Below are 20,379 nucleotides of genomic sequence, written 5' to 3'. Positions count from 1 at the left end.
ACGTAGACCCGCCACCCCTCCGCTCTCCCCCCGAGCCGAACGATCGATCCGCGTGCCAGCGGATCGATCTAGGCGATCGCTCCCCGCTCTGCGAATCGCATCCACCCCGAAAAGCCGACTGCGCCGAGCCCGGCAGGGACGGGCTCGGGATTCAGCCGAGGCTCGCGACCCACTCCGAGCTGCCGTCGACGAAGGACTGCTCCTTCCAGATCGGCACCGACGCCTTGATGTCGTCGACCAGTGCCGCGCAGGCTTCGAAGGCCGCCGCGCGGTGGGCCGAGGCCACGGCGCAGGCGAGGGCGAGGTCGCCGACCACGAGGTCGCCGACCCGGTGCACGGCGGCGATCCGGACGTCGGGCCAGCGCTCGACGATGCGGCGGGCGGAGGCGAGGAGTGCGGCGGGGGCGTCCGGGTGCGCCTCGTAGGACAGCCGGAGCACGCCGCGGCCCTCGTCGTGGTCGCGGACGACGCCCGCGAAGGTCACGACGGCGCCGTGCGTCGGGGAGTCGACCGCCTGCTCGCACTCGTCGACGGTGATGGCCTCGGCCGCGAGCCGGGCGAGGGCGACCGGCTCAGCGGGCATGGTCGCCGCCTCCGAGCTGGTCGAGCAGGTGCCCGATCACCGGGTCGAGCACGTCGATCCCGTCGCGGACGCCGCCGGGGGAGCCGGGGAGGTTCACCACGACGGTGCGGCCGCTGACGCCGGCGAGCCCGCGGCTGAGCACGGCGGTCGGGACGTGGGCGGCGCCCTTGGCGCGCACCGCCTCGGCGAGGCCGGGCAGGGGCCGCTCCAGGAGGGGGGCGGTCTGCTCCGGGGTGACGTCGCTCGGGGCGACGCCCGTCCCGCCGGTGGTCACGACCACGTCGACTCCGCTGCCGATCGCGTCGGCGATCGCCTCGCCCACCGCGTCGCCGTCGGCCACGACGACCACCCGGGACTCCCAGCCGCGGGTGGTGAACCAGGCCTCGAGCGCCGGTCCCGTCCGGTCCTCGTACACGCCGGAGGCGGCACGGGTGGAGGCGACGACCGCCACCGCCCGCCGCGTCACGGGGTTCCTCCGCTCGTCCACGAGCCGCTCCTCCCGCCCGCCTTCGCGAGCACACGGATACCGGTGATCGCGGCACCGCGATCGACCGCCTTGATCATGTCGTAGACCGTCAGGGCGGCCACGCTGACCGCGGTCAGCGCCTCCATCTCGACGCCGGTGCGCCCGGTCGTGCGCACGCGCGCCTCGATCCGGACGCGGCCGTCCTGCGGCTCGAGGTCCACGTCGACGCCGTCCAGCGCCAGCGGGTGGCAGAGCGGGATGAGGGTCGAGGTCGCCTTCGCGCCGAGGATCCCGGCGATCCGCGCCACGCCGAGCGCTTCGCCCTTGGGCAGCTCGCCCTGCTCGAGGAGCCGCACCACCTCGGGCGAGGTCTCGACGTAGCCCTCGGCGACGGCGGTGCGCGCCGTGACCTCCTTCGCGCTCACATCGACCATGTGCACGGCTCCGTCGACGCGCACATGGGTGAGCCGATCGCTCTCAGTCATCGATCCTCCAGATCTCGACCGTGTCGCCGGTCGCTGCGTGGTCCGTCCCGACGGGGACGTGGATGAGCACGGTGGAGCGGGCGTAGGACGCCAGCAGGTGCGAGCCGGGCCCGCCCACCGGGTGCACGAAGCCCTCGTCGTCGAGGACTCCGCGGCGGATCTGGTGCAGGTGCGCGGGCGAGTCGAGCGCCGTGCCGAGGCGCGCACGGAGCCGCGGCCGCTCGGCGGGCGTCCGTCCCGCGAGCGAGCGCAGCACGGGCCGGAGGAACACCTCGAACGAGACCAGGGCGCTCACCGGGTTCCCGGGAAGCGAGACGACCGGCAGGTGCAGCCCCTCGGCCACGCGCACGAGACCGAGGCCCTGCGGGCCGCCCGGCTGCATCTCGACGTGGCCGAACTCCGAGCCCGCCGGGCCGAGCGCGTCGCGGACGACCTCGTAGGCGCCCGCGCTGACACCGCCGACCGTGATCACCAGGTCGGCCGCGCCCGCGTGCTCCTCGAGCAGCGCCAGGAGGTCCTCGGCCCGATCGCTCGTGCAGGCGGCGACGACGGGCAGCGCGCCCGCCTCGCGGACGGCCTCGGCCAGCAGGGCGCCGTTCGCGTCGTGGATCTGCGCCTCCTCGAGGACGGCGCCTGCGGGACGGATCTCGTTGCCGGTGGGGACGACGAGCACCCGGAGTCGCGGCAGCACCTCCGCCTCGGTCAGCCCGAGGGAGGCGAGGAGTCCGTAGTGGGCCGCGCGGAGGACCGTGCCGGCCGGGAGGCCGAGCTCGCCGCGGCGGGCGTCGCTGCCCCGGGCTCGGACGAAGGTCGCCGGCACCACCGGGTGCGCGAAGGCGACGCTGCCCTCCGCGGGGAAGCGCGGAGGATCGACGCGCTCGACCGGGACGACGGCGTCGGCCCCCACCGGCAGCGGCGAGCCGGTCATGATCGGTGTCGCCGTGCCGGGCTCGTGCCGCGGCGCCCGGTCGCCCGCGGGGATCGGCGCCGAGACGGGCAGGGCGACGGGATGCTCCGGCGCCGCCGCGTCGAGGTCGGCCGCCCGCACCGCGAAGCCGTCCATCTGCGAGTTGTCGAAGCGCGGCAGGTCGAGCGGGGAGTCGACGGAGCGGGCGAGGACCCGCCGGTCGTACGCGCCCGGATCGGCGGCGACGGCGGCCGGCTCCAGGCTGAGCGTCTCGCGGGCGCCCCGCGTGGCCAGCGGCGCGAGCAGCGCCCGCACCCGGGCGGCGTGCAGGTCGATCGAGGTCATCGTGTCCTCTCGCGAGCGGCGGAGCCCGACCGGCGGCGGGACCGAGTCCATCTTGCCGGGTCGCGCCCGGTTCCGCGGCGTAGTGTGAGCGGATGAGCACAGCACTGGGGATCCCGGGCCTCCGGCCCCGACAGCGCAGCGCGGTCCTCCCGGCCGACCGCCCCGCCACCCCGCTCCTCCTGGACACCTACGGGCGCGTCGCGGACGATCTGCGGATCTCGCTGACGGACAAGTGCAATCTGCGCTGCACCTACTGCATGCCGGCGGAGGGCCTTCCGTTCCAGCCGCCCGCGTCCCTGCTCAGCCGAGAGGAGATCCTCCGCCTCGCGCGCATCGCCGTGGAGCAGTTCGGCGTCCGCCAGATCCGCTTCACCGGCGGCGAGCCGCTCCTGCGCAAGGACCTCGTCGACATCATCCGTGACGTCGCCTCCCTCGACCCGCGCCCCGAGATCTCGCTCACCACGAACGCGATCGGCCTGTCGGGTCGGGCGGCGGCGCTCGCCGACGCCGGTCTGAACCGCGTCAACGTCTCGCTCGACTCCATCTGCGCCGAGACCTTCGCGAAGGTCACCCGTCGCCCGTTCCTCGACCGCGTGCTCGCGGGCATCGACGCGCTCGGTCCCGCCGGCCTGGACCAGACCAAGATCAACGCGGTGCTCCTGCCCGGGATCAACGACCACGAGGCCCCGGAGCTGCTCGCCTGGGCCCTCGCGGGAGGCCACCAGCTCCGCTTCATCGAGCAGATGGCGCTCGACGCCGACCACGGCTGGGACCGCGCGACCATGATCACCGCCGCGGACATCCGGGCGCTGCTCTCGGAGCGCTTCTCGCTCAGCCCGCACGCGGCCCCCCGTGACGGCGCCCCCGCCGAGCTCTTCGACGTCCGCGAGGCCGGGGGGTCCGAGGTGCTCGGCCAGGTGGGGATCATCGCGTCCGTCACCGAGAACTTCTGCGACGACTGCCGCCGCACCCGGCTCACCGCCGAAGGAGGTGTCCGCAGCTGCCTCTTCTCGAACGAGGAGACGGACCTGCTCGGCCCGATGCGCGCGGGCGCGGACGACCACGAGGTCGCCCAGCTCTGGCGCGGGGCGATGTGGGCCAAGCCCGCGGGACACGAGATGAACCGGGCGGGCTTCGTGCAGCCAGAGCGCACGATGAGCGCGATCGGCGGATGAGCATGCGGGTCCGCTACTTCGCGGCGGCCAAGGCCGCCCTCGGCCGTGGTTCCGACGAGCTCGACGAGGTGCCCGACCTGGGCGCTCTCGAGGAGAGACTCGTCGCCTCCGCGCCCTCGGCCGCCGACGTGCTCGCACGGTGCACCTACCTGGTCGACGGCGTGTCGACCGCGAACAGGGCCACGCCGCTGCGTCCCGATGCCGCGGTCGACGTCCTGCCGCCGTTCGCCGGCGGCTGACCCCGAAGAGCGCTCCGTGACGAGCCGTCCTCGTCCGGACCGGTGCGTCCGATCCGCGCGGTCCGCAGCAGGTGCGTCCGCGCTTCTGGAGGACGCTGCATCCCGAAGACGGACTGGTCCTGTCCCGCCGCACAGGGACCCGCGGGACGCCTCCCTCGGACCCGCGTGCGGCGGGGCAGGACCGGATCAGCGGCCGATCCCGTGCGTCACGGGCACAGGACGTTGGTCATCGTGTCGAGCACGTTGCGGTTCTGCACGTCGAGGAATCCGAACGCCGAGGAGACTCCGGTGGCGACCAGCACGCCGCTGACGAAGGCCCGGCCGTCCCGGGTCACGTAGGCGTCCGGCGCGAAGATGGTGGCGTCGGAGGGCACACCGGAGGCGACGCGGATCTGCGGCTGCGTCCTGTCCGCGAATGCGCCGTACCGGACGAGAGCGCCGTTCTGGATCACGTCCACGACGTCACGGTTCTGTCGATCGCGGTAGGCGTCGGCACTGGTTACCCCGGTGGCGACCAGGATGCTGCTGTTGAAGAGGCGCCCGTCCGGCGTCAGGTGGTACGAGGGCGCCAAGGCCGTCGATCCTGCCGGAACGTTCCTGGCGTAGACCTGGTTCTTCGTGGAGGAGATGTAGCGGACGAGCTCCGAGCCGACGATCACGTCGATGACGTCGTTGTTGCTCTGGTCGCGGAAGGAGTCCGCGCTCGTCACTCCGGTGGTCACGAGGGCTCCGCCGGCGCGCCGCAGCTCGCCGTTCGGTGTGACGTAGAAGGCGGGCGCATGGACCGTCGATCCGGCCGGCACGCCGCTCCCGATGGCCTTCGGCGCGGCCTCTCCGGTGACGAAGCGGTAGAAGACGCCGTCGACGACGAAGTCGGCGACGTCGCGGTTCTGCTCGTCGCGGAAGCCCTGGACGCTGGTGACGCCGCGCGCGATCCGCCCCCCGCCGTGATAGAGCTCGCCCGACTCCGTCAGGTAGTACCGGGGTCCGACGGTCTTGGCTCCCGAGGGCACGTTGCCGTTCGACTCCGTCGTCGTCCGTCCGCCGTCGGTGACGTACCGGACGGCGGTCCCCGTGGTCGCGGTGGTGCTCGCGGTCGCCGTCGCGCCCGCGGCGCCGGAGACGGCGGAGAGGGTGATGCCGTTCTGCGCCACGTTCCCGGCCGTGACCGGGATGCTCACGCGTCCGTCCGCGCCGGTCGTCGCCCTGACGGTCTGCGCGCCGCCGCTGGTCAGGCCGGCGGGGAGAGTGATGGTGACCGTGTCGCCGGCAGCGGGAGCGCCGTTGGTCGTGGCGAGGACGGAGACCGTTCTCGTGGTGCAGGCGGGGAAGGAGTACGCCGGGGCGTCGAAGGCGAGGGTGAGGCCGGTGGACGCGGCGGCCGCGGGGGTCGCGACCGCCGCGGCGACGACGGGGACGGACCAGGCCGCACCCGACATGATCGTCCGCCGGGCGGGCCCCCCGCCGGTCGAGTCGATCCGCGGTGGGAGGGAGCGCGAGTGCGCTGCCGTCGGGTCCAGGGCGTTGGTGTCCGTCATGGTGTTCCTTTTCTTTCTTTCGTGCGAGGGGTGGTGGACGCGCCGATCCTGCCGAACGTCCGGCCTCCGGTCGACGCGGAACGGGCCGCGACGAGGTTCCATGCCCGACCGTGGACGTTCCGTCGCGCCGCCGGACCGGGGGAGCCACTCAGGGCGCCTCCTCGCCGGGAGCCCGTCCGGCGCGGGGGACGCGGCGGCGCACGTCAGCCCGCGTCGTCGATCCGGCGGAGGGTCCGCTGCATGTGGATCCGCGAGCTGAAGCCGGCCGACCGCGCCACGCGGTCCAGGTCCGTCGCCGCCCGTGGGCCGAGCTCGTCGAGGAGGCGCTGCGCCTCGAAGGCCCGTGCGCGCTCGATCCGCTGACGAGGGGTGGTGCCGGCGGCTGAGAACGCCCGGTGCAGGTGGCTGACCGACACGCCGAGACTCTCCGCGAGCGTCTCCACCGTGAAGGAGCGGTCGCGGTAGTGCCGCTCGATCAGGCGCGTGCCGTTCGCATACACGGCGGCGGGGGACCGGTCCTCCCGGTCGGAGGAGGGCAGCAGCGCCGAGAAGGCCGAGGCCAGGAGGTGCTCGCTCGCGATCTCGAAGTGCTCGAAGGCCGCGTCCGAGGGCTCGACGCCGAAAGTGAGGACGGTGTTCGCCGCACCGGTGAGTGCGCGCCAGTAGGCCTCGGGGAGGGCGAGGACCCGGTCCGTGAGCGAGGCGAACTCGCTCGCGCGGAGCACCGAGGGGCGCAGCTGCCACTCGAAGCGCGCCCACGGACTGAGCGCCGCCGCGTACTGCACCGTCGAGGCGCGGGTCACGAGAGCGCTGCCGGCCGGGAGCCGGTGGTCGCGGCCCCGGGCGGAGAGGCGGCCGGTCCCGTCGAGGCTGAAGAGCACGCGGAGCCTTCCGGGATGGGGAAGGACCTCGAACTCCCCGGTCTGCAGCCAGGCGCGGCTGAGGCTGAGGCGCGGCGAGACGATCGCGTCGCAGACGGCACCTCGCGGCAGGGGGCGCCGCGGAATCCAGCCGAGCCGACGCAGCCGCCTCTCGGCGGGACTCCAGACCTCGGGCATCACGCCTCCGCGCCGGGGTCGAGCGGGTCGGGAGGATCGAGCAGCGCCGCCTGCCGCGCGGAGTGCGGTGAAGGCGTCGGCATGGGTGCTCTCCTCGGAACGGTGGCCGCGAGCACGCCACCGCCGATCAGCTTCGGACACTGCTCCGCCCTGATCCGCGGAGAAGGACGGATCCTCTCCGCTGCGAGCACCGAACATCCCGGGTCGCCGATCGGCAGGGCCCTGGGTGCGCCTCACCCCACCCGTTCCGCGGCGCACGCGGCCGCGGCACGGGTCACCGCTCCCGCCACGACGCCATCCCGCCGTCGAGCGAGTCGGACGCCACGCCCGCCGCCGCCGCGCGCTCCGCCGCGAGACGCGATCGGACCCCGGAGGCGCAGTGCAGCACGAGCGGACCGGCCGGCAGAGCGACGGGGTCGAAGCGCGACATCGGCATCCGCACGGCACCGGGCACCGCGACGGTCCGGTCCTCGTCGTCCTCGCGGAGGTCGACGACGGTCGGGGGCGTCGGCCCGGCCAGCCGCTCCCGCAGCTCGGCCGCCGTGATCGAGCCCGCCGCGGCCCGCCGCTCCGGGACCGGCGGCACCCGCCGCTCGAGAGGGAGCTCGGCCCAGGAGGAGTCGAGGGCGTCGTGCACGAGGACGCGACCGAACAGCGGCTCGCCCGCCCCGGTCACGAGCTTCACGACCTCGGCCGCCATGGCCGAGCCGATCAGCGCGCAGAGCGCGCCCAGCACGCCCACCGTCGAGCAGCTGTCGCCCGCGTCCTCGGCCTCGGGGTGCAGCGCGCGCAGGGTCACCCCTCCGCCCGGAGCGCCGGCCCAGAAGGTCGAGAGCTGCCCGTCGAAGCCGAGCGCCGACCCCCACACGTGCGGGATCCCGGCGCGCGTCGTCGCGTCCGAGGCGAGGTAGCGCGCGCCGAAGGTGTCGAAGCCGTCGACCACGACGTCCCAGCCCGCCACCAGGGCGTCGACGTTGGCCGAGGTCAGCGACACCGGGAAGGCCCGTGCGTCGATGCCGGGGGAGAGCCGCCGCGCGGTCGCCGCCGCCGACTCCGCCTTCGACCGGCCCACCGAGGAGTCGTCGTGCGCCGTCTGCCGCGCCAGGTTCGAGACCTCGACGACGTCGCCGTCCACGATGCCGAGCCGCCCGATCCCGGCAGCGGCGAGCGCCGTGATCACCGGCGAGCCGATGCCGCCCGCGCCGAGGATCAGCACGCGCGCGTTCCGGAGGCGCCGCTGTCCGAGCTCCCCGAGGGGCGCCAGGCGGATCTGCCGGGCGAACCTCTCGCGCTCGGCGGCGGTCAGCGGCGGTCCGGGCTCGACGAGCGGGGTCATGAGAGCTCCTTCCTCCACTGGCCCTCGTGGGCGACGGGGGTGAAGCCGACGGCCTCGTTCACGGCGAGCATCGGTCGGTTCTCCTCGGCGTTCCAGGTGTAGACGGCCCGGCAGTTCGGGGCGGTCCCCACCGCATCGCCGATCGCGGTCAGGGCGAGGAAGTCGCTCCAGCCGTCGGCGCCCACGGCCTCGGGGATCGCGAGCTCGCGGATCCGGAGCGCCGGGTCTGGGGTGCGGTTCACCACCCCAGTGTGCACGTCCCGGCGCCCGCGGCGGCCTCCTGCGCCTGTTCCGGTGCGGGATCGCGGCGGTCCGTCGGCCGGTCGGGGCTCCGCCTCCCGGCCCGGCCGCGGCCGTCGGCTACCGTGGAGGCGTTGTGGACGGGAGCGAGGCGGCCGGGTGTACCTGAAGAGCCTGACCCTCAAGGGGTTCAAGTCCTTCGCTCAGCCGACCACGTTCGCCTTCGAGCCGGGGGTCACCTGCGTCGTCGGCCCCAACGGCTCGGGCAAGAGCAACGTCGTCGACGCGCTCGCCTGGGTGATGGGGGAGCAGGGGGCGAAGACGCTCCGCGGCGGCAAGATGGAGGACGTCATCTTCGCGGGCACCTCCACCCGCGGACCCCTCGGCCGCGCCGAGGTCGCGCTCACCATCGACAACTCGGACGGCGCCCTGCCGATCGAGTACACCGAGGTGACGATCACCCGGACCCTCTTCCGCAACGGCGGCAGCGAGTACGCGATCAACGAACGCGGCTGCCGGCTGCTCGACGTGCAGGAGCTTCTGAGCGACTCCGGTCTCGGGCGCGAGATGCACGTCATTGTGGGGCAGGGACAGCTCGACGCCGTGCTGCACGCGACCCCCGAGGAGCGGCGCGGGTTCATCGAGGAGGCCGCCGGGATCCTCAAGCACCGACGCCGCAAGGAGAAGACGCTCCGCAAGCTCGAGGCGATGCAGGCGAACCTGACCCGCCTCTCCGACCTCGCGGGCGAGATCCGGCGCCAGCTCAAGCCCCTCGGGCGCCAGGCCGAGGTCGCACGGCAGGCTCAGACGATCGCCGCCGTGGTGCGCGACGCCCGGGCGCGCCTGCTCGCCGACGACGTGGTCGAGCTCCGGACCGCTCTGGACGGCTTCGCCCGCACCGAGAGCGAGCGGCACAGCGAGCGGGTGGTCCTGCAGCAGCGGCTCGAGCAGGCGACGCTCCGGCGAGCGCGGATCGAGGCGGAGGTGGTCGGCGACGCGGTCGACGACGCCCGGCGCACCTCGTTCGAGCTGGAGTCGGTGCAGGAGCGGCTGCGCAACCTCTCGGCCCTCGCCGGGCAGCGGCTCGCGATGCTCGAGCTCGAGTCCGAGCAGCCGCAGATCCAGCCGCGCGTGACGCCGGCGCAGGTGGAGGAGGCGCGGGTCGAGTTGGAGCGCCTGCGGCAGGCCGTCCTCGACGCGGAGACGGCGTGGGTCCAGGCGCAGCGCACGACCGTCGCCGCCCGCTCCGCCCTCGACGCGGTCGACGAGGAGATCGCCGCGCAGGCGGCCCTCGTCTCGCGCTACGACCTCGAGCTCTCCACCCTCTCGGGGCAGGCCGACACCGCCGCCTCCCGTCTCGCGTCCGTCCGGGGCGAGGTCCTGCGCGCGCAGAACACCCTCGACGCGGCCGACCGGCGGAAGGAGGCGGCGCGGCGGGCGCTCGACGCTCTGGAGGCCGAGCTGGACGACGCGGGCCGCGGCCCCGACGGCGGCCTCGACGAGGGCTACGAGCTCGCCCAGTCCGCGGTCTCGGCCGCCGAGGCCGGAATCGAGCGGCTGCGCGAGGAGCTGCACGCCCTGGAGCGCGAGCGCGAGGCGCTGGCCGCCCGCACGGGTGCCCTGTCGCTGGCCCTCGACGTCTCGGACGGCTCGGCCGAGCTGATCGCCGCCCGGATCGAGGGGGTGCGCGGCCGGGTCGCCGAGCGGATCCAGGTGCGGCCGGGCTCCGAGGCCGCGATCGCCGCCGCCCTCGGCGCGGTCGCCGACGCCGTGCTGGTCGAGTCGACCACCCGGGCCGACGCGGCTCTGGACGCCGCGCTGGAGCGCGACCTCGGACGCGTCGAGCTGCTGGTCGCCGACGCCACCCGGCCGCACGTCGCTCTCGCCGTTCCCGAGGGGGCGGAACGCGCGGGCGACCTCGTCACGGCGCCGGCCGGGGTCCTCTCGCTCCTCGAGCGCGTGCTCGTGGTCGAGGACCTCGCCGCGGCGCGGCGGCTGAGGGAGCGCATCGATCCGGGCACCGTCCTGGTCACCCGCGACGGCGCGACCGTCTCCGACGCCGTGCAGAGCGCCGGCTCCGGCGGGCAGCGCAGCCGGATCGAGCTCGTCTCCGAGCGCGACTCCGCCGCCGCCCGGCTGGAGGAGGTCGAGGGCGGGATCGACCGGCTCCGCTTCGAGCTCGCCGAGCAGACCGGTGCGCTCCGCGGCGCGAAGGAGCAGGCGGCGAGCGCGCTTTCGGCCCTCCGCGAGCACGACGCCGCCCGTGCCGCCCACACCGAGCGGCTCGGCGGCGTGCGCGCCCAGCTCGAGGCGGCCACCGCCGAGCACGGCCGGGGCTCGAGGGCGCTGGCCGTCGCCTCGGACCGGGTCGGCGACGCCGAGCGCGCGGCCCAGGAGGCGAGGTCGGCGCTCGACGCCGCGCGCGCCAGGCCCCGGCCGGTGCTCGACGCGAGCGCGCGCGACGGTCTGCAGAGCGACGTCGACACCGCACGCGAGCGCGAGATCGAGGCGCGGCTCGGCGTCGAGACCGCCAAGGAGCGGGTGCGGGCGGAGCAGTCCCGCGGGGAGGCGCTTGCCCGCCAGCTGGCCGCCGACCGCGCCGCGGCCGACGAGGCCGCGCGCCGCGCCGTGATCCGCCGTCGCCAGCGCGACGCCGCGGCCGAGGTGACCGCCGCGCTCCCCGCCGTCCTCGCCTCCGTCGACCGCTCCGTCCAGCAGGCCCGGGCCGAGCTCGTCGCGGCCGAGGCGGCGCGCTCGCAGCAGAACGCCGAGCTGCAGGGGCTCCGCCGCGAGGAGGGGAGCGTGCGCGACCGGCTCCAGTCCGTCACCGAGAGCGTGCACGGCCTCGAGCTGCAGATCTACGAGAAGAGGCTGCAGCTCACCGGTCTGCTCGAGCGCGCCGCGTCCGAGCTCGGGCTCACTGAGGACGTGCTGGTGGAGGAGTACGGTCCCGGAGTCGGCGTCCCCGACGAGACGGACGTGGAGCAGGAGCCGCGGCCCTACGTCCGCGAGGAGCAGCGCCGCCGCCTCGAGAAGGCCGAGAAGCAGCTGGGGCAGCTGGGCCGCGTCAATCCGCTCGCGCTGGAGGAGTTCGCCGCGCTGGAGCAGCGGCACGCGTTCCTGACCGAGCAGCTGGCCGACCTCACCGGGACCCGGCGGGACCTGCTCACCATCATCGAGGAGCTCGACGAGACGATGCAGACGGTGTTCGCCTCCGCCTTCGACGACACGCAGGCGGCGTTCGCGGACGTGTTCCCCGTCCTCTTCCCCGGCGGCACCGGCAGCATCCGCCTGACCGACCCGGAGAACCTGCTCACCACCGGCATCGAGGTCGCGGTGCGGCCGGCCGGCAAGAAGATCGAGCGGCTGTCGCTCCTCTCCGGAGGGGAGCGCTCGCTCGCGGCCGTGGCGTTCATGGTCGCCATCTTCAAGTCGCGGCCGAGCCCCTTCTACATCATGGACGAGGTGGAGGCCGCTCTCGACGACGCGAATCTCGGCCGACTGCTCAGCATCTTCGAGGACCTGCGCACCTCGAGCCAGCTGATCGTCATCACCCACCAGAAGCGGACCATGGAGATCGCGGACGCCCTCTACGGCGTCTCGATGCGGCAGGACGGCGTCTCGGCCGTCGTCGGCCAGCGCGTCGCCGCGCCCCCGGCCTGAACCCGCCTCCCCGACCGCTCGGAGGCGCGCCCGCCGGTAGCCTGGACCCATGGCAGAACGCACCTCCTGGTCGCTCGGCCGCGCACTGCGCGGCCTGTTCGAGAAGCGCACGATCGACGACCAGACCTGGGACGACCTCGAGACGGCGCTGATCACCGCCGACTTCGGCCCCGACATCACCGAGGAGATCGTCGACGACCTCCGCGCCAAGGTCGCCCGCTACTCCACCACCGACCCGCGCGACCTGCAGCGGATGCTCCGCGAGTCCCTCGAGGAGCGTCTGTCGAAGTACGACACGACCCTCAAGCTCAGCGAGCGCCCCGCCGTGATCCTCGTGGTCGGCGTGAACGGCGTCGGCAAGACCACGACCATCGGCAAGTTCGCCAAGTTCCTCCGCAACTACGGCCGGAGCGTCGTGGTCGGCGCGGCCGACACCTTCCGCGCGGCGGCGGTCGACCAGCTCGCCACCTGGGCGCAGCGCGCCGATGCCCAGATCGTCCGCCCTCAGCAGGAGCGCCAGGATCCGGCGTCCGTCGCCTTCCAGACCGTGCAGTTCGCGAAGGACACCGGCGTCGAGATGGTCATCATCGACACGGCCGGCCGCCTGCACACCAAGGGCGGGCTGATGGACGAGCTCACGAAGATCAAGCGCGTCATCGAGAAGCAGGCCCCGATCTCCGAGATTCTGCTCGTGCTCGACGCGACGACCGGTCAGAACGGGCTGAGCCAGGCCGAGGCGTTCATCGAGCACGCGGGCGTCACCGGCCTGGTCATCACCAAGCTCGACGGCTCCGCGAAGGGCGGCTTCGTCCTCGCGGTCCAGGAGCGCACCGGCATCCCGATCAAGCTCGTCGGCCAGGGCGAGGGCATCGGCGACCTCACCGGCTTCACCCCCCACGTCTTCGCCCAGCAGCTCGTCAGCTGAGCGGCCCCGCCCGGGACGACGCGCCGGCGCCGTCCCGGTGGCGGGCTACACGGCCTGCGAGAAGCCCAGCGCCGCGTCTGCGAGGTGGCGCAGGTGCTCCGGGACCGGCAGCCCCTTCGACTCCATCGAGCGCGCCCAGAGCCGGCCGGCCCGGTAGGAGGAGCGGACCAGGGGCCCCGCGAGGACGCCGAGGAAGCCGATGTCCTCGGCCTCCTCCTTGATCGCCACGAACTCCTCCGGGTGCACCCAGCGGTCCACCGGCAGATGCCGCGGCGTCGGGCGGAGGTACTGCGTGATGGTCACGATGTCGGTGCCGGCGTCGTGGAGGTCCTGCAGCGCCTGCGAGATCTCCTCCCGCTCCTCGCCCATGCCGAGGATGAGGTTCGACTTCGTGATCAGCCCCGCCTCCCGGCCCTGAGTGAGCACGTCGAGCGAGCGCTCGTAGCGGAAGGCCGGCCGGATGCGCTTGAAGATCCGCGGCACCGTCTCGACGTTGTGGGCGAACACCTCCGGCTCCGCGTCGAACACCCTCTGCAGGTGCTCGGCGCGGCCGGTGAAGTCCGGGACCAGGATCTCGACCCCCGTGCCCGGAGCCTGGGCGTGGATCTGGCGGATGGTCTCGGCGTAGAGCCAGGAGCCCTCGTCCGGCAGGTCGTCGCGGGCGACTCCGGTGACGGTCGCGTAGCGGAGGTTCATCCGCGCCACGGACTCGCCGACGCGCCGGGGCTCGTCGGCGTCGTAGTCCGCGGGCTTCCCGGTGTCGATCTGGCAGAAGTCGCAGCGGCGGGTGCACTGGGCGCCCCCGATGAGGAAGGTCGCCTCTCGGTCCTCCCAGCACTCGAAGATGTTGGGGCAGCCCGCCTCCTGGCAGACGGTGTGCAGCTCCTCGCTCTTCACCAGCGACTGCAGCTGCCGGTACTCCGGGCCCATCGAGGCCTTCGTTCGGATCCACTCGGGCTTGCGCTCGATCGGCGTCTCGGCGTTGCGGATCTCCAGCCGCAGCAGCTTGCGGCCGCCGGCCTCGGCGCTCACGCGGCGACCTCCTCGATGCGGGCGGAGAAGGCGGGGGCCGCCTCCGAGAAGCGCGCCGCTACCCGCGCCCGCACCGCCTCCATGGGCGGGGCCTCGCCGCGCTCGCGCTCGAGCGTGGTCACTCCGGCGTCGGCGATGCCGCAGGCGACGATGCGGGCGTAGGGCTCGAGGCTGTTCGAGACGTTGAGGGCGAAGCCGTGCATCGTCACGCCCGAGGCGACGCGGATGCCGATCGCGGCGATCTTGTCGGCGCCGCCGTCCCTCGGGATCCACACTCCCGAGCGCCCGTCGACGCGCCGCCCCTGCACGCCCAGGTCGTCGAGAGCGGCGATCAGCACGCCCTCCAGCGAGCGGACGTAGGCGACCACGTCGACGGGCTCGCCGAGCCGCACGATCGGGTAGCCGACGAGCTGGCCCGGGCCGTGCCAGGTGATCCGCCCTCCGCGGTCGACGTCGACCACGGGCGAGCCGTCGTCCGGGCGCTCGTGCGCCTCGGTGCGCTTGCCGGCGGTGTAGACGGAGGAGTGCTCGCAGAGCACGAGGGTGTCCGGCCTCGAGCCCGCCACCACCTCGGCGTGCAGGCGGCGCTGCAGCTCCCAGCCGTCGGTGTAGTCCAGGGGATCCGCGGAGTCGCCCGCCACCAGTGTCTCGATCACCGGGCCACCCTAGCCCTGTTCTTGGACCCGGACCAGTTAATCCGCTCCGCGGTGATCGCGCCGATCGCGAGCCGATCGGCGGCCGCGCCCGCCGACCCTCCGGGCCTCCGGTAGAATTCCGGGCATCATGGCTACTTTCGGCACCCTCTCCGATCGACTCGTCGAGACCTTCAAGAACCTCCGCACGAAGGGCAAGCTCTCCGCGTCGGACGTCGACGGCACCGTCCGCGAGATCCGGCGGGCCCTCCTCGACGCCGACGTGGCGCTGGAGGTCGTGAAGGAATTCACCGGCAAGGTGCGCGAGCGCGCCCTCGGCGACGAGGTCAACAAGGCGCTCAACCCGGCCCAGCAGGTCGTCCAGATCGTCAACGAGGAGCTCGTCGCGATCCTCGGCGGGCAGTCGCGCCGGCTCGAGTTCGCCAAGCGCCCGCCGACCGTCATCATGCTCGCCGGCCTCCAGGGCGCGGGCAAGACGACCCTCGCGGGCAAGCTCGGCAAGTACCTCGGCAAGGACGGCCACACCCCGCTGCTCGTCGCGGCCGACCTCCAGCGCCCCAACGCCGTGCAGCAGCTGCAGGTCGTCGGCGAGCAGGCAGGGGTCGCGGTCTACGCACCGGAGCCGGGCAACGGCGTCGGCAACCCGGTCAAGGTCGCTCAGAACGCGATCCGCTTCGCGACCGACAAGCAGTACGACACGGTCATCATCGACACGGCCGGACGCCTCGGCGTCGACGCCGACATGATGAAGCAGGCCGCGGACATCCGCCGCGTCACGAACCCCGACGAGGTCCTGTTCGTCATCGACGCGATGATCGGCCAGGACGCGGTCGCGACCGCCAAGGCCTTCCAGGAGGGCGTCGACTTCACCGGCGTCGTCCTCTCCAAGCTCGACGGCGACGCCCGCGGAGGCGCGGCGCTCTCGGTCGCCTCGCTCACCGGCCGCCCGATCCTCTTCGCCTCCACGGGCGAGTCGCTCGACGACTTCGAGCAGTTCCACCCCGACCGCATGGCGAGCCGCATCCTCGACCTCGGCGACGTGCTGACCCTCATCGAGCAGGCCCAGTCCGCGTTCGACGAGGACGAGGCGCGCAAGATCGCCGAGAAGATCATGGGGGACACGTTCACCCTCGACGACTTCCTCGGCCAGATGCAGCAGCTGCGCAACATGGGCTCGATCAAGAAGATGATCGGCATGCTGCCCGGCGCGAAGGGCATGCGCGAGCAGCTCGACCAGTTCGACGAGCGCGAGATCGTGCGCACCGAGGCGATCATCCAGTCGATGACGAAGGCGGAGCGGGTCAACCCGAAGCTGCTCAACGGCTCACGGCGCCTGCGCATCGCCCGCGGCTCCGGCATGACGGTCACGGACGTCAACCAGCTCGTCCAGCGCTTCGAGCAGGCCGCCAAGATGATGAAGACGGTCGCCAAGGGCGGCATGCCCTCGGTCCCCGGGATGGGCCCCGTGCCCGGCGCCGGCTACCAGGGCCGCCCGAAGCCGCAGAAGAAGAAGAGCAGCAAGTCCGGCAACCCCGCCAAGCGCGCGGCCGAGAACGCGGCGATCACCTCCGGGCCCCGCCCGGGCGACGCGGGCGGCTCCGGCTTCGGCCTGGGCGGCGGCGCCGGCAAGGGCGCCCAGCCCACGCCGGAGGAGCTCGAGCAGCTGCAGAAGCTCCTCGGGCGATGAGGCGGGTCGCGGCCGGACGCGCGGGCGGGATCCTCGTCCTCGCGGCCGTGCTCGGGCTCACCGGCTGCGCCGAGGGCTCCGGGGTCGACGCGATGACGGCGCCCTCCCCGGAGGACCTGGTCGGCCGCTGGGTGACGGGCGTCTCCTACGACGCGCCCGACGTTCCTTTCCTCCTGATCGCGGAGGACGGGACCTGGACGGGCTCCGACGGCTGCAACGGCGCGCAGGGCGAGTGGTCCATCGACCAGGAGGGCGCCCTCACCGTCTCGGCCGGGCCGAGCACGCTGATCGCCTGCGACGGCGTCGCACTGCCGATGATCTTCTCGGAGGCGGCGATGGCCTCGATCGACGGCGGACGGCTCCGCCTGTTCGACGACGAGGGGGCCACCGTCGTCAAGCTCGCCCGCTCCACGAGCGACGAGGCGCCCTCGGCGTCGCCGGACCCGGCGGGGGAGTAGCGCGCCGTCCCTCCGGGGGCCGCAGCGGGGATCCCCGTGAGGCGCACCGCTCGCTAGCGTGAGGGCATGACAACCGCACACGCGCGCCCCGTCCGCATCGGCGTCCAGATCGCACCGCAGCACGTCCCCTACGAGGTCATCCGCGACACGCTCGCCGAGCTCGAGGACCTCGGCGTCGACATCGCCTTCAACTGGGACCACTTCTTCCCGCTCTCGGGAGAGCCGAACGGCCTGCACTTCGAGGGCTGGAGCATGCTCGCGGCCTGGGCCGAGCAGACCAGCCGCATCGAGTTCGGCCCGCTGGTCACCTGCAACAGCTACCGGAACCCCGACCTCCTCGCCGACATGGCGCGCACGGTCGACCACATCAGCGCCAAGGGCGCCGAGGGCCGTCTGATCTTCGGCATCGGCTCGGGCTGGTTCGAGCGCGACTACGAGGAGTACGGCTACGAGTTCGGCACCGCCGGCTCCCGCCTCGACGAGCTCTCCGAGGCGATGCCGCGCATCCGCAGCCGGTGGTCGATGCTCAACCCGGCGCCCACCCGCGACATCCCGGTGATGATCGGCGGCGGCGGCGAGAAGAAGACGCTGCGGATCGTCGCCGAGCACGCCGACATCTGGCACAGCTTCTCGGACGTCCCGACGCTCGAGCGCAAGCTCGGCGTGCTCTCGGAGTGGTGCGGCCGCGTCGACCGCGACCCGGCCGCGATCGAGATCTCGACCGGCGCGAGCGTGCGCGGCGGTGTCGGCGACGCCTCCTTCGACGTGCTCGACCAGCAGTACGAGCTGGGCGCCCGCCTGTTCACGCTCGGCATCACCGGTCCGGACATCGACCTCGCTCCCGTGCGCGACCTGCTCGGCTGGCGCGACGGCCGGAACAGCACCGCGCGCTGACCCGGCGGGGCGCCGTCAGGGCGGCGCCCTGCGTCGGAGTCAGGCCGGCGGCGCGTCCGTCGCCTTCTGGCCGGTCGGGACCGCCCGGGCGAGGCCGGACTTCTCGGCCGCCACCTCGAACGCGTCGGCCAGGGCGCGCTGGCCCTCGACGGTGGGATGCACGCCGTCCTCGCCGAGCAGCCCGTCCTCGCGGAGGGGGTCCGGGTACTCGAGCGCACCGCCGCCGGCGGCCGTCACGGCCTCGACCAGCGCCGCGTCGTACTCGTCGAGATCGGAGGGGCGCGGGTCGGGGCCCCAGACCGAGTCGAGCGCGATGAGCCGGGCCGAGGGCGAGGCGGACACGATCGCGTCCACCGCCGGCCCGATCGCGGCGTCCACGTCCTCCGGATCCCAGCCCAGGTCGTTGCTGCTGGCGATCAGCACGATCGCGTCGGGCCGGGTGTCGGCGATCTCCTCCGCGCGGTCGCCGATCGCGACGCCGCAGTCGCCCGGCTCGATGAAGCCGCCGCCGTCGCAGCCCAGGTTCGTGACCTCCCAGCCGAGGTCGTCGCCGACGAGTGCGGGCCAGGCCTGCTCCGGGTCGACCGTCAGACCGCGCACGATGCTGTCGCCGACGATCGTCACCCGGGAGCCGGCGGGAAGAGAGCCGCCGATCGAGAGCGGCAGCGGATCGGCGGTGACGGTCGGGAGGGGAGTGGCGGTGCCGGTGGGGGACGCGGTCGCCGGGCCGGTCGTCGTCGAGGACGAGCAGCCGGCGAGGCCGAGGGCCAGGGCGCCGATCGCGGCTGCGGCGAGGAGGGCGGGACGTGTCATGAGCGGGGATCCCGGAGCCCGTCGCGCAGCTCGCCCGCGAGCGCCCGGACCACCGCCTTGAGGTCGCCGTCGTTCGCCGCGGCCGTCCGCAGCTGGCGCTGATAGCTCGCTCCCGCGACCAGGATCAGCTCGACGTCGCCGAGCTCCTTCACGCAGTCGAGGCGCTCGGCGACCGGTGCGAGGGTGACGAGCAGGTCGCGGATGTCGTCGGTGACCAGCCGCTCCGCTCCGGCGGCGTCGAGGATGATCTCGGCGTCGAGTCCGTAGCGGGCCGCGCGCCACTTGTTCTCGCGCACGTACCAGGGCTGCATCGTCGGAAGGTCCTCGCCCGCGTCCAGCCGCGACGAGAGGTGCTCGACGAGGCACTGGATCAGCGCGGCGACCGCTCCGATCTCCTCCGCGGAGGAGAGGCCGTCGCACGCGCGCATCTCGAGAGTGCCCCACTGCGGCGAGGGGCGGATGTCCCAGCGGACCTCCGTGTGATCGTCGATGACGCCGGTGCGCATCATGTCGTCGACGTACTCCTCGTAGTTCGCCCAGGCGCCGAACTGCGGAGGCAGGCCCGCCGTCGGCAGCTGCTGGAACATCAGCGCGCGGTTCGAGGCGTAGCCCGTGTCGACTCCGCCCCAGAACGGGCTCGACGCCGAGAGCGCCTGCAGGTGCGGGTAGTAGTCGAGCAGGGAGTTGAGGATCGGCAGCACCTTGTCGCGGTGCTCGATGCCGACGTGCACGTGGATGCCCCAGATCATCATGTTCCGGCCCCACCACTGGGTCCGGTCGATGAGGCGGTGGTACCGCTCCTTGTCCGTGATGGCCTGGTCGAACCACTGCGCGAACGGGTGCGTGCCCGAGCACACGAGGTCGAGTCCCATGGGGTCGGTGATCTCGCGCACCTGCCGCAGCTGGTCCTGCAGATCGGCGACCGCGTCGCGGACGGAGGTGTGCACGCCGGAGACCAGCTCGACCGTGTTGCGCAGGAGCTCGCCGGTGATGTGCGGGTGCAGGGCGCCGTCGTCGCTGCGGAGCGCCTCCAGCACCACATCGGCGACGTTGGCGAGATCGCCCGTCTGCCGGTCGACGATCGCGACCTCCCACTCGATCCCGAGCGTGGAGCGGTCTGATGCGGCGAAGCTGATCTCCATGGCGTGGTCCTCATCGGATCCGGGCGTCCGCCGATCGGGACGCGCCTCGCCATCCTGCCACCTGCGGCCGGGGCGGACGCCGAGCCCCGGCGGAGGCCTTCCCGGTCCCGCGCGGCCCGCTCCCGCGAGGGTGCCGCTGGGCGGCGGCGTGCCGGGCCCGCACCGGGGCGGTTTTTCTGGCAGAATGATCCGTCGGGTCCGAGGCGGTCGACCCTCTACTCACCGCCGACGAAACCCCCTCGAGCTTCCGCCGGGTGTGCCCCCACGCTCACGGCTCAGTTCATCCATCATCGACCGGACACCGGTCAACGACCACACAGGAGAATTGTGGCTGTCAAGATTCGTCTGAAGCGCCTCGGCAAGATCCGGGCGCCCTACTACCGCATCGTCGTCGCCGACTCGCGCACCAAGCGCGACGGCCGCGTGATCGAGGAGATCGGCAAGTACCACCCGACCGAGCAGCCCTCGTTCATCCAGGTCGACTCGGAGCGCGCGCAGTACTGGCTCGGAGTCGGCGCGCAGCCGACCGAGCAGGTCGCCGCGATCCTCAAGCTGACCGGCGACTGGGGCCGCTTCAAGGGCGACGCCGACGCCGTCAGCACGGTCCAGGTGAAGGAGCCCAAGGCTCCGTTCGTCGTCGACGCGAAGAAGAAGCCCGTCCTCAAGCCGAAGTCCGAGGCTCCGGCCAAGGCCGCCCCGGTCGAGGACACCGCCGACGAGACCTCCACCGAGGCGTAGTC

General features: G+C 73.4%; 20 protein-coding genes. 8 read left to right on the top strand and 12 right to left on the bottom strand.

Features of this window, described 5'->3' with window-relative positions:
* Nucleotides 1–151 precede the first annotated feature (151 nt).
* The 4 genes from C5C30_RS10250 to glp are packed head-to-tail and all read right to left on the bottom strand — an operon-like array spanning nt 152 to nt 2,786.
* Complete coding sequence (locus C5C30_RS10250) at nt 152–583, bottom strand: molybdenum cofactor biosynthesis protein MoaE (protein WP_104223928.1); 432 nt, start codon at nt 581–583, stop codon at nt 152–154.
* Nucleotides 573–1,070: a molybdenum cofactor biosynthesis protein B gene (locus C5C30_RS10245; RefSeq protein WP_244229433.1), complete on the bottom strand. Its 498-nt coding sequence runs from the start codon at nt 1,068–1,070 to the stop codon at nt 573–575. The genes C5C30_RS10250 and C5C30_RS10245 overlap by 11 nt, the downstream gene beginning before the upstream one ends.
* On the bottom strand, nt 1,046–1,534 hold the full coding sequence (gene moaC, locus C5C30_RS10240) for a cyclic pyranopterin monophosphate synthase MoaC (protein WP_104297426.1): 489 nt from the start codon (nt 1,532–1,534) through the stop codon (nt 1,046–1,048). The genes C5C30_RS10245 and moaC overlap by 25 nt, the downstream gene beginning before the upstream one ends.
* Nucleotides 1,527–2,786 carry a gephyrin-like molybdotransferase Glp gene (glp, locus tag C5C30_RS10235; RefSeq protein WP_104333664.1) on the bottom strand — a complete coding sequence of 420 codons (1,260 nt, stop codon included), beginning with the start codon at nt 2,784–2,786 and terminating at the stop codon, nt 1,527–1,529. The genes moaC and glp overlap by 8 nt, the downstream gene beginning before the upstream one ends.
* 92 nt (nt 2,787–2,878) lie before the next feature.
* Here glp and moaA point away from each other — a divergent pair, with 92 nt between their 5' ends.
* Together moaA and C5C30_RS10225 are read left to right on the top strand one after the other, a co-directional pair.
* Nucleotides 2,879–3,961, top strand: coding sequence for a GTP 3',8-cyclase MoaA (moaA, locus tag C5C30_RS10230; RefSeq protein ID WP_104247638.1), 1,083 nt, complete (start codon nt 2,879–2,881; stop codon nt 3,959–3,961).
* Nucleotides 3,958–4,200 (top strand): MoaD/ThiS family protein, encoded by a 243-nt coding sequence (locus C5C30_RS10225; RefSeq protein WP_104247637.1) that lies wholly within the window; start codon nt 3,958–3,960, stop codon nt 4,198–4,200. Before moaA ends, C5C30_RS10225 begins: the two co-directional genes overlap by 4 nt.
* 206 nt (nt 4,201–4,406) lie before the next feature.
* Here C5C30_RS10225 and C5C30_RS10220 read toward each other — a convergent pair whose 3' ends face one another.
* The 4 genes from C5C30_RS10220 to C5C30_RS18165 all read right to left on the bottom strand — a co-directional run bounded on the left by C5C30_RS10220 (nt 4,407) and on the right by C5C30_RS18165 (nt 8,374).
* A complete protein-coding gene (locus tag C5C30_RS10220) occupies nt 4,407–5,738 on the bottom strand; it encodes a hypothetical protein (RefSeq protein ID WP_104226888.1) in 1,332 nt (443 codons plus the stop codon).
* 203 nt (nt 5,739–5,941) lie between these two features.
* Entirely contained in the window at nt 5,942–6,796 is an 855-nt protein-coding gene (locus C5C30_RS10215) for an AraC family transcriptional regulator (RefSeq protein ID WP_104226887.1), read from the bottom strand.
* A gap of 274 nt (nt 6,797–7,070) precedes the next feature.
* Nucleotides 7,071–8,132 carry a ThiF family adenylyltransferase gene (locus tag C5C30_RS10210; protein WP_104260568.1) on the bottom strand — a complete coding sequence of 354 codons (1,062 nt, stop codon included), beginning with the start codon at nt 8,130–8,132 and terminating at the stop codon, nt 7,071–7,073.
* Nucleotides 8,129–8,374, bottom strand: coding sequence for a hypothetical protein (locus tag C5C30_RS18165; protein ID WP_146081510.1), 246 nt, complete (start codon nt 8,372–8,374; stop codon nt 8,129–8,131). Before C5C30_RS18165 ends, C5C30_RS10210 begins: the two co-directional genes overlap by 4 nt.
* Before the next feature lie 157 nt (nt 8,375–8,531).
* Here C5C30_RS18165 and smc point away from each other — a divergent pair, with 157 nt between their 5' ends.
* Nucleotides 8,532–12,035, top strand: a complete 3,504-nt coding sequence (gene smc / locus C5C30_RS10200) for a chromosome segregation protein SMC (protein ID WP_104333659.1) — start codon at nt 8,532–8,534, stop codon at nt 12,033–12,035.
* A 49-nt stretch (nt 12,036–12,084) separates the two neighbouring features.
* Nucleotides 12,085–12,960, top strand: a complete 876-nt coding sequence (gene ftsY / locus C5C30_RS10195) for a signal recognition particle-docking protein FtsY (RefSeq protein WP_104223920.1) — start codon at nt 12,085–12,087, stop codon at nt 12,958–12,960.
* Between the two features lie 45 nt (nt 12,961–13,005).
* Here ftsY and lipA read toward each other — a convergent pair whose 3' ends face one another.
* Nucleotides 13,006–13,992, bottom strand: coding sequence for a lipoyl synthase (gene lipA, locus C5C30_RS10190; protein WP_104292199.1), 987 nt, complete (start codon nt 13,990–13,992; stop codon nt 13,006–13,008).
* Entirely contained in the window at nt 13,989–14,648 is a 660-nt protein-coding gene (lipB, locus tag C5C30_RS10185; protein WP_104238539.1) for a lipoyl(octanoyl) transferase LipB, read from the bottom strand. Before lipB ends, lipA begins: the two co-directional genes overlap by 4 nt.
* A 127-nt stretch (nt 14,649–14,775) precedes the next feature.
* Between lipB and ffh the strand changes: the two genes are divergently transcribed.
* The 3 genes from ffh to C5C30_RS10170 all read left to right on the top strand — a co-directional run bounded on the left by ffh (nt 14,776) and on the right by C5C30_RS10170 (nt 17,684).
* The gene (ffh, locus tag C5C30_RS10180; protein WP_104226882.1) at nt 14,776–16,332 is read left to right on the top strand and encodes a signal recognition particle protein; all 1,557 of its coding nucleotides are present in this window, start codon (nt 14,776–14,778) and stop codon (nt 16,330–16,332) included.
* Nucleotides 16,329–16,790, top strand: a complete 462-nt coding sequence (locus C5C30_RS10175) for an META domain-containing protein (protein ID WP_104260572.1) — start codon at nt 16,329–16,331, stop codon at nt 16,788–16,790. Before ffh ends, C5C30_RS10175 begins: the two co-directional genes overlap by 4 nt.
* 66 nt (nt 16,791–16,856) lie before the next feature.
* Entirely contained in the window at nt 16,857–17,684 is an 828-nt protein-coding gene (locus C5C30_RS10170; protein ID WP_104333658.1) for an LLM class F420-dependent oxidoreductase, read from the top strand.
* 39 nt (nt 17,685–17,723) lie between these two features.
* On the opposite strand, the gene C5C30_RS10165 is transcribed toward C5C30_RS10170, so the two are convergent.
* Both C5C30_RS10165 and C5C30_RS10160 read right to left on the bottom strand, forming a co-directional pair.
* Nucleotides 17,724–18,497 carry an SGNH/GDSL hydrolase family protein gene (locus tag C5C30_RS10165; protein ID WP_104333657.1) on the bottom strand — a complete coding sequence of 258 codons (774 nt, stop codon included), beginning with the start codon at nt 18,495–18,497 and terminating at the stop codon, nt 17,724–17,726.
* Nucleotides 18,494–19,639, bottom strand: coding sequence for a glutamate--cysteine ligase (locus C5C30_RS10160; RefSeq protein WP_104226878.1), 1,146 nt, complete (start codon nt 19,637–19,639; stop codon nt 18,494–18,496). The genes C5C30_RS10165 and C5C30_RS10160 overlap by 4 nt, the downstream gene beginning before the upstream one ends.
* Before the next feature lie 327 nt (nt 19,640–19,966).
* Between C5C30_RS10160 and rpsP the strand changes: the two genes are divergently transcribed.
* Nucleotides 19,967–20,377, top strand: coding sequence for a 30S ribosomal protein S16 (gene rpsP / locus C5C30_RS10155; RefSeq protein ID WP_104223912.1), 411 nt, complete (start codon nt 19,967–19,969; stop codon nt 20,375–20,377).
* Nucleotides 20,378–20,379: the final 2 nt, after the last annotated feature.

Origin of the sequence: Rathayibacter sp. AY2B5 (genome assembly GCF_002931645.1) — a bacterium.
Taxonomy (GTDB): domain Bacteria; phylum Actinomycetota; class Actinomycetes; order Actinomycetales; family Microbacteriaceae; genus Rathayibacter.
The sequence above is the reverse complement of the archived record's forward strand: the minus strand, read 5'-3'. Positions and strand labels throughout refer to the sequence as shown.

What these genes read in the sequence shown, in the direction of transcription:
- C5C30_RS10250 (WP_104223928.1), bottom strand. Translation starts at nt 583, where the DNA reads ATGCCCGCTGAGCCGGTCGCCCTCGCCCGGCTCGCGGCCGAGGCCATC.
- moaA (WP_104247638.1), top strand. Translation starts at nt 2,879, where the DNA reads ATGAGCACAGCACTGGGGATCCCGGGCCTCCGGCCCCGACAGCGCAGC.
- C5C30_RS10170 (WP_104333658.1), top strand. Translation starts at nt 16,857, where the DNA reads ATGACAACCGCACACGCGCGCCCCGTCCGCATCGGCGTCCAGATCGCA.
- C5C30_RS10160 (WP_104226878.1), bottom strand. Translation starts at nt 19,639, where the DNA reads ATGGAGATCAGCTTCGCCGCATCAGACCGCTCCACGCTCGGGATCGAG.
- C5C30_RS10215 (WP_104226887.1), bottom strand. Translation starts at nt 6,796, where the DNA reads ATGCCCGAGGTCTGGAGTCCCGCCGAGAGGCGGCTGCGTCGGCTCGGC.
- ffh (WP_104226882.1), top strand. Translation starts at nt 14,776, where the DNA reads ATGGCTACTTTCGGCACCCTCTCCGATCGACTCGTCGAGACCTTCAAG.
- C5C30_RS10220 (WP_104226888.1), bottom strand. Translation starts at nt 5,738, where the DNA reads ATGACGGACACCAACGCCCTGGACCCGACGGCAGCGCACTCGCGCTCC.
- C5C30_RS10175 (WP_104260572.1), top strand. Translation starts at nt 16,329, where the DNA reads ATGAGGCGGGTCGCGGCCGGACGCGCGGGCGGGATCCTCGTCCTCGCG.
- C5C30_RS10225 (WP_104247637.1), top strand. Translation starts at nt 3,958, where the DNA reads ATGAGCATGCGGGTCCGCTACTTCGCGGCGGCCAAGGCCGCCCTCGGC.
- glp (WP_104333664.1), bottom strand. Translation starts at nt 2,786, where the DNA reads ATGACCTCGATCGACCTGCACGCCGCCCGGGTGCGGGCGCTGCTCGCG.
- C5C30_RS10165 (WP_104333657.1), bottom strand. Translation starts at nt 18,497, where the DNA reads ATGACACGTCCCGCCCTCCTCGCCGCAGCCGCGATCGGCGCCCTGGCC.
- moaC (WP_104297426.1), bottom strand. Translation starts at nt 1,534, where the DNA reads ATGACTGAGAGCGATCGGCTCACCCATGTGCGCGTCGACGGAGCCGTG.
- ftsY (WP_104223920.1), top strand. Translation starts at nt 12,085, where the DNA reads ATGGCAGAACGCACCTCCTGGTCGCTCGGCCGCGCACTGCGCGGCCTG.
- C5C30_RS10210 (WP_104260568.1), bottom strand. Translation starts at nt 8,132, where the DNA reads ATGACCCCGCTCGTCGAGCCCGGACCGCCGCTGACCGCCGCCGAGCGC.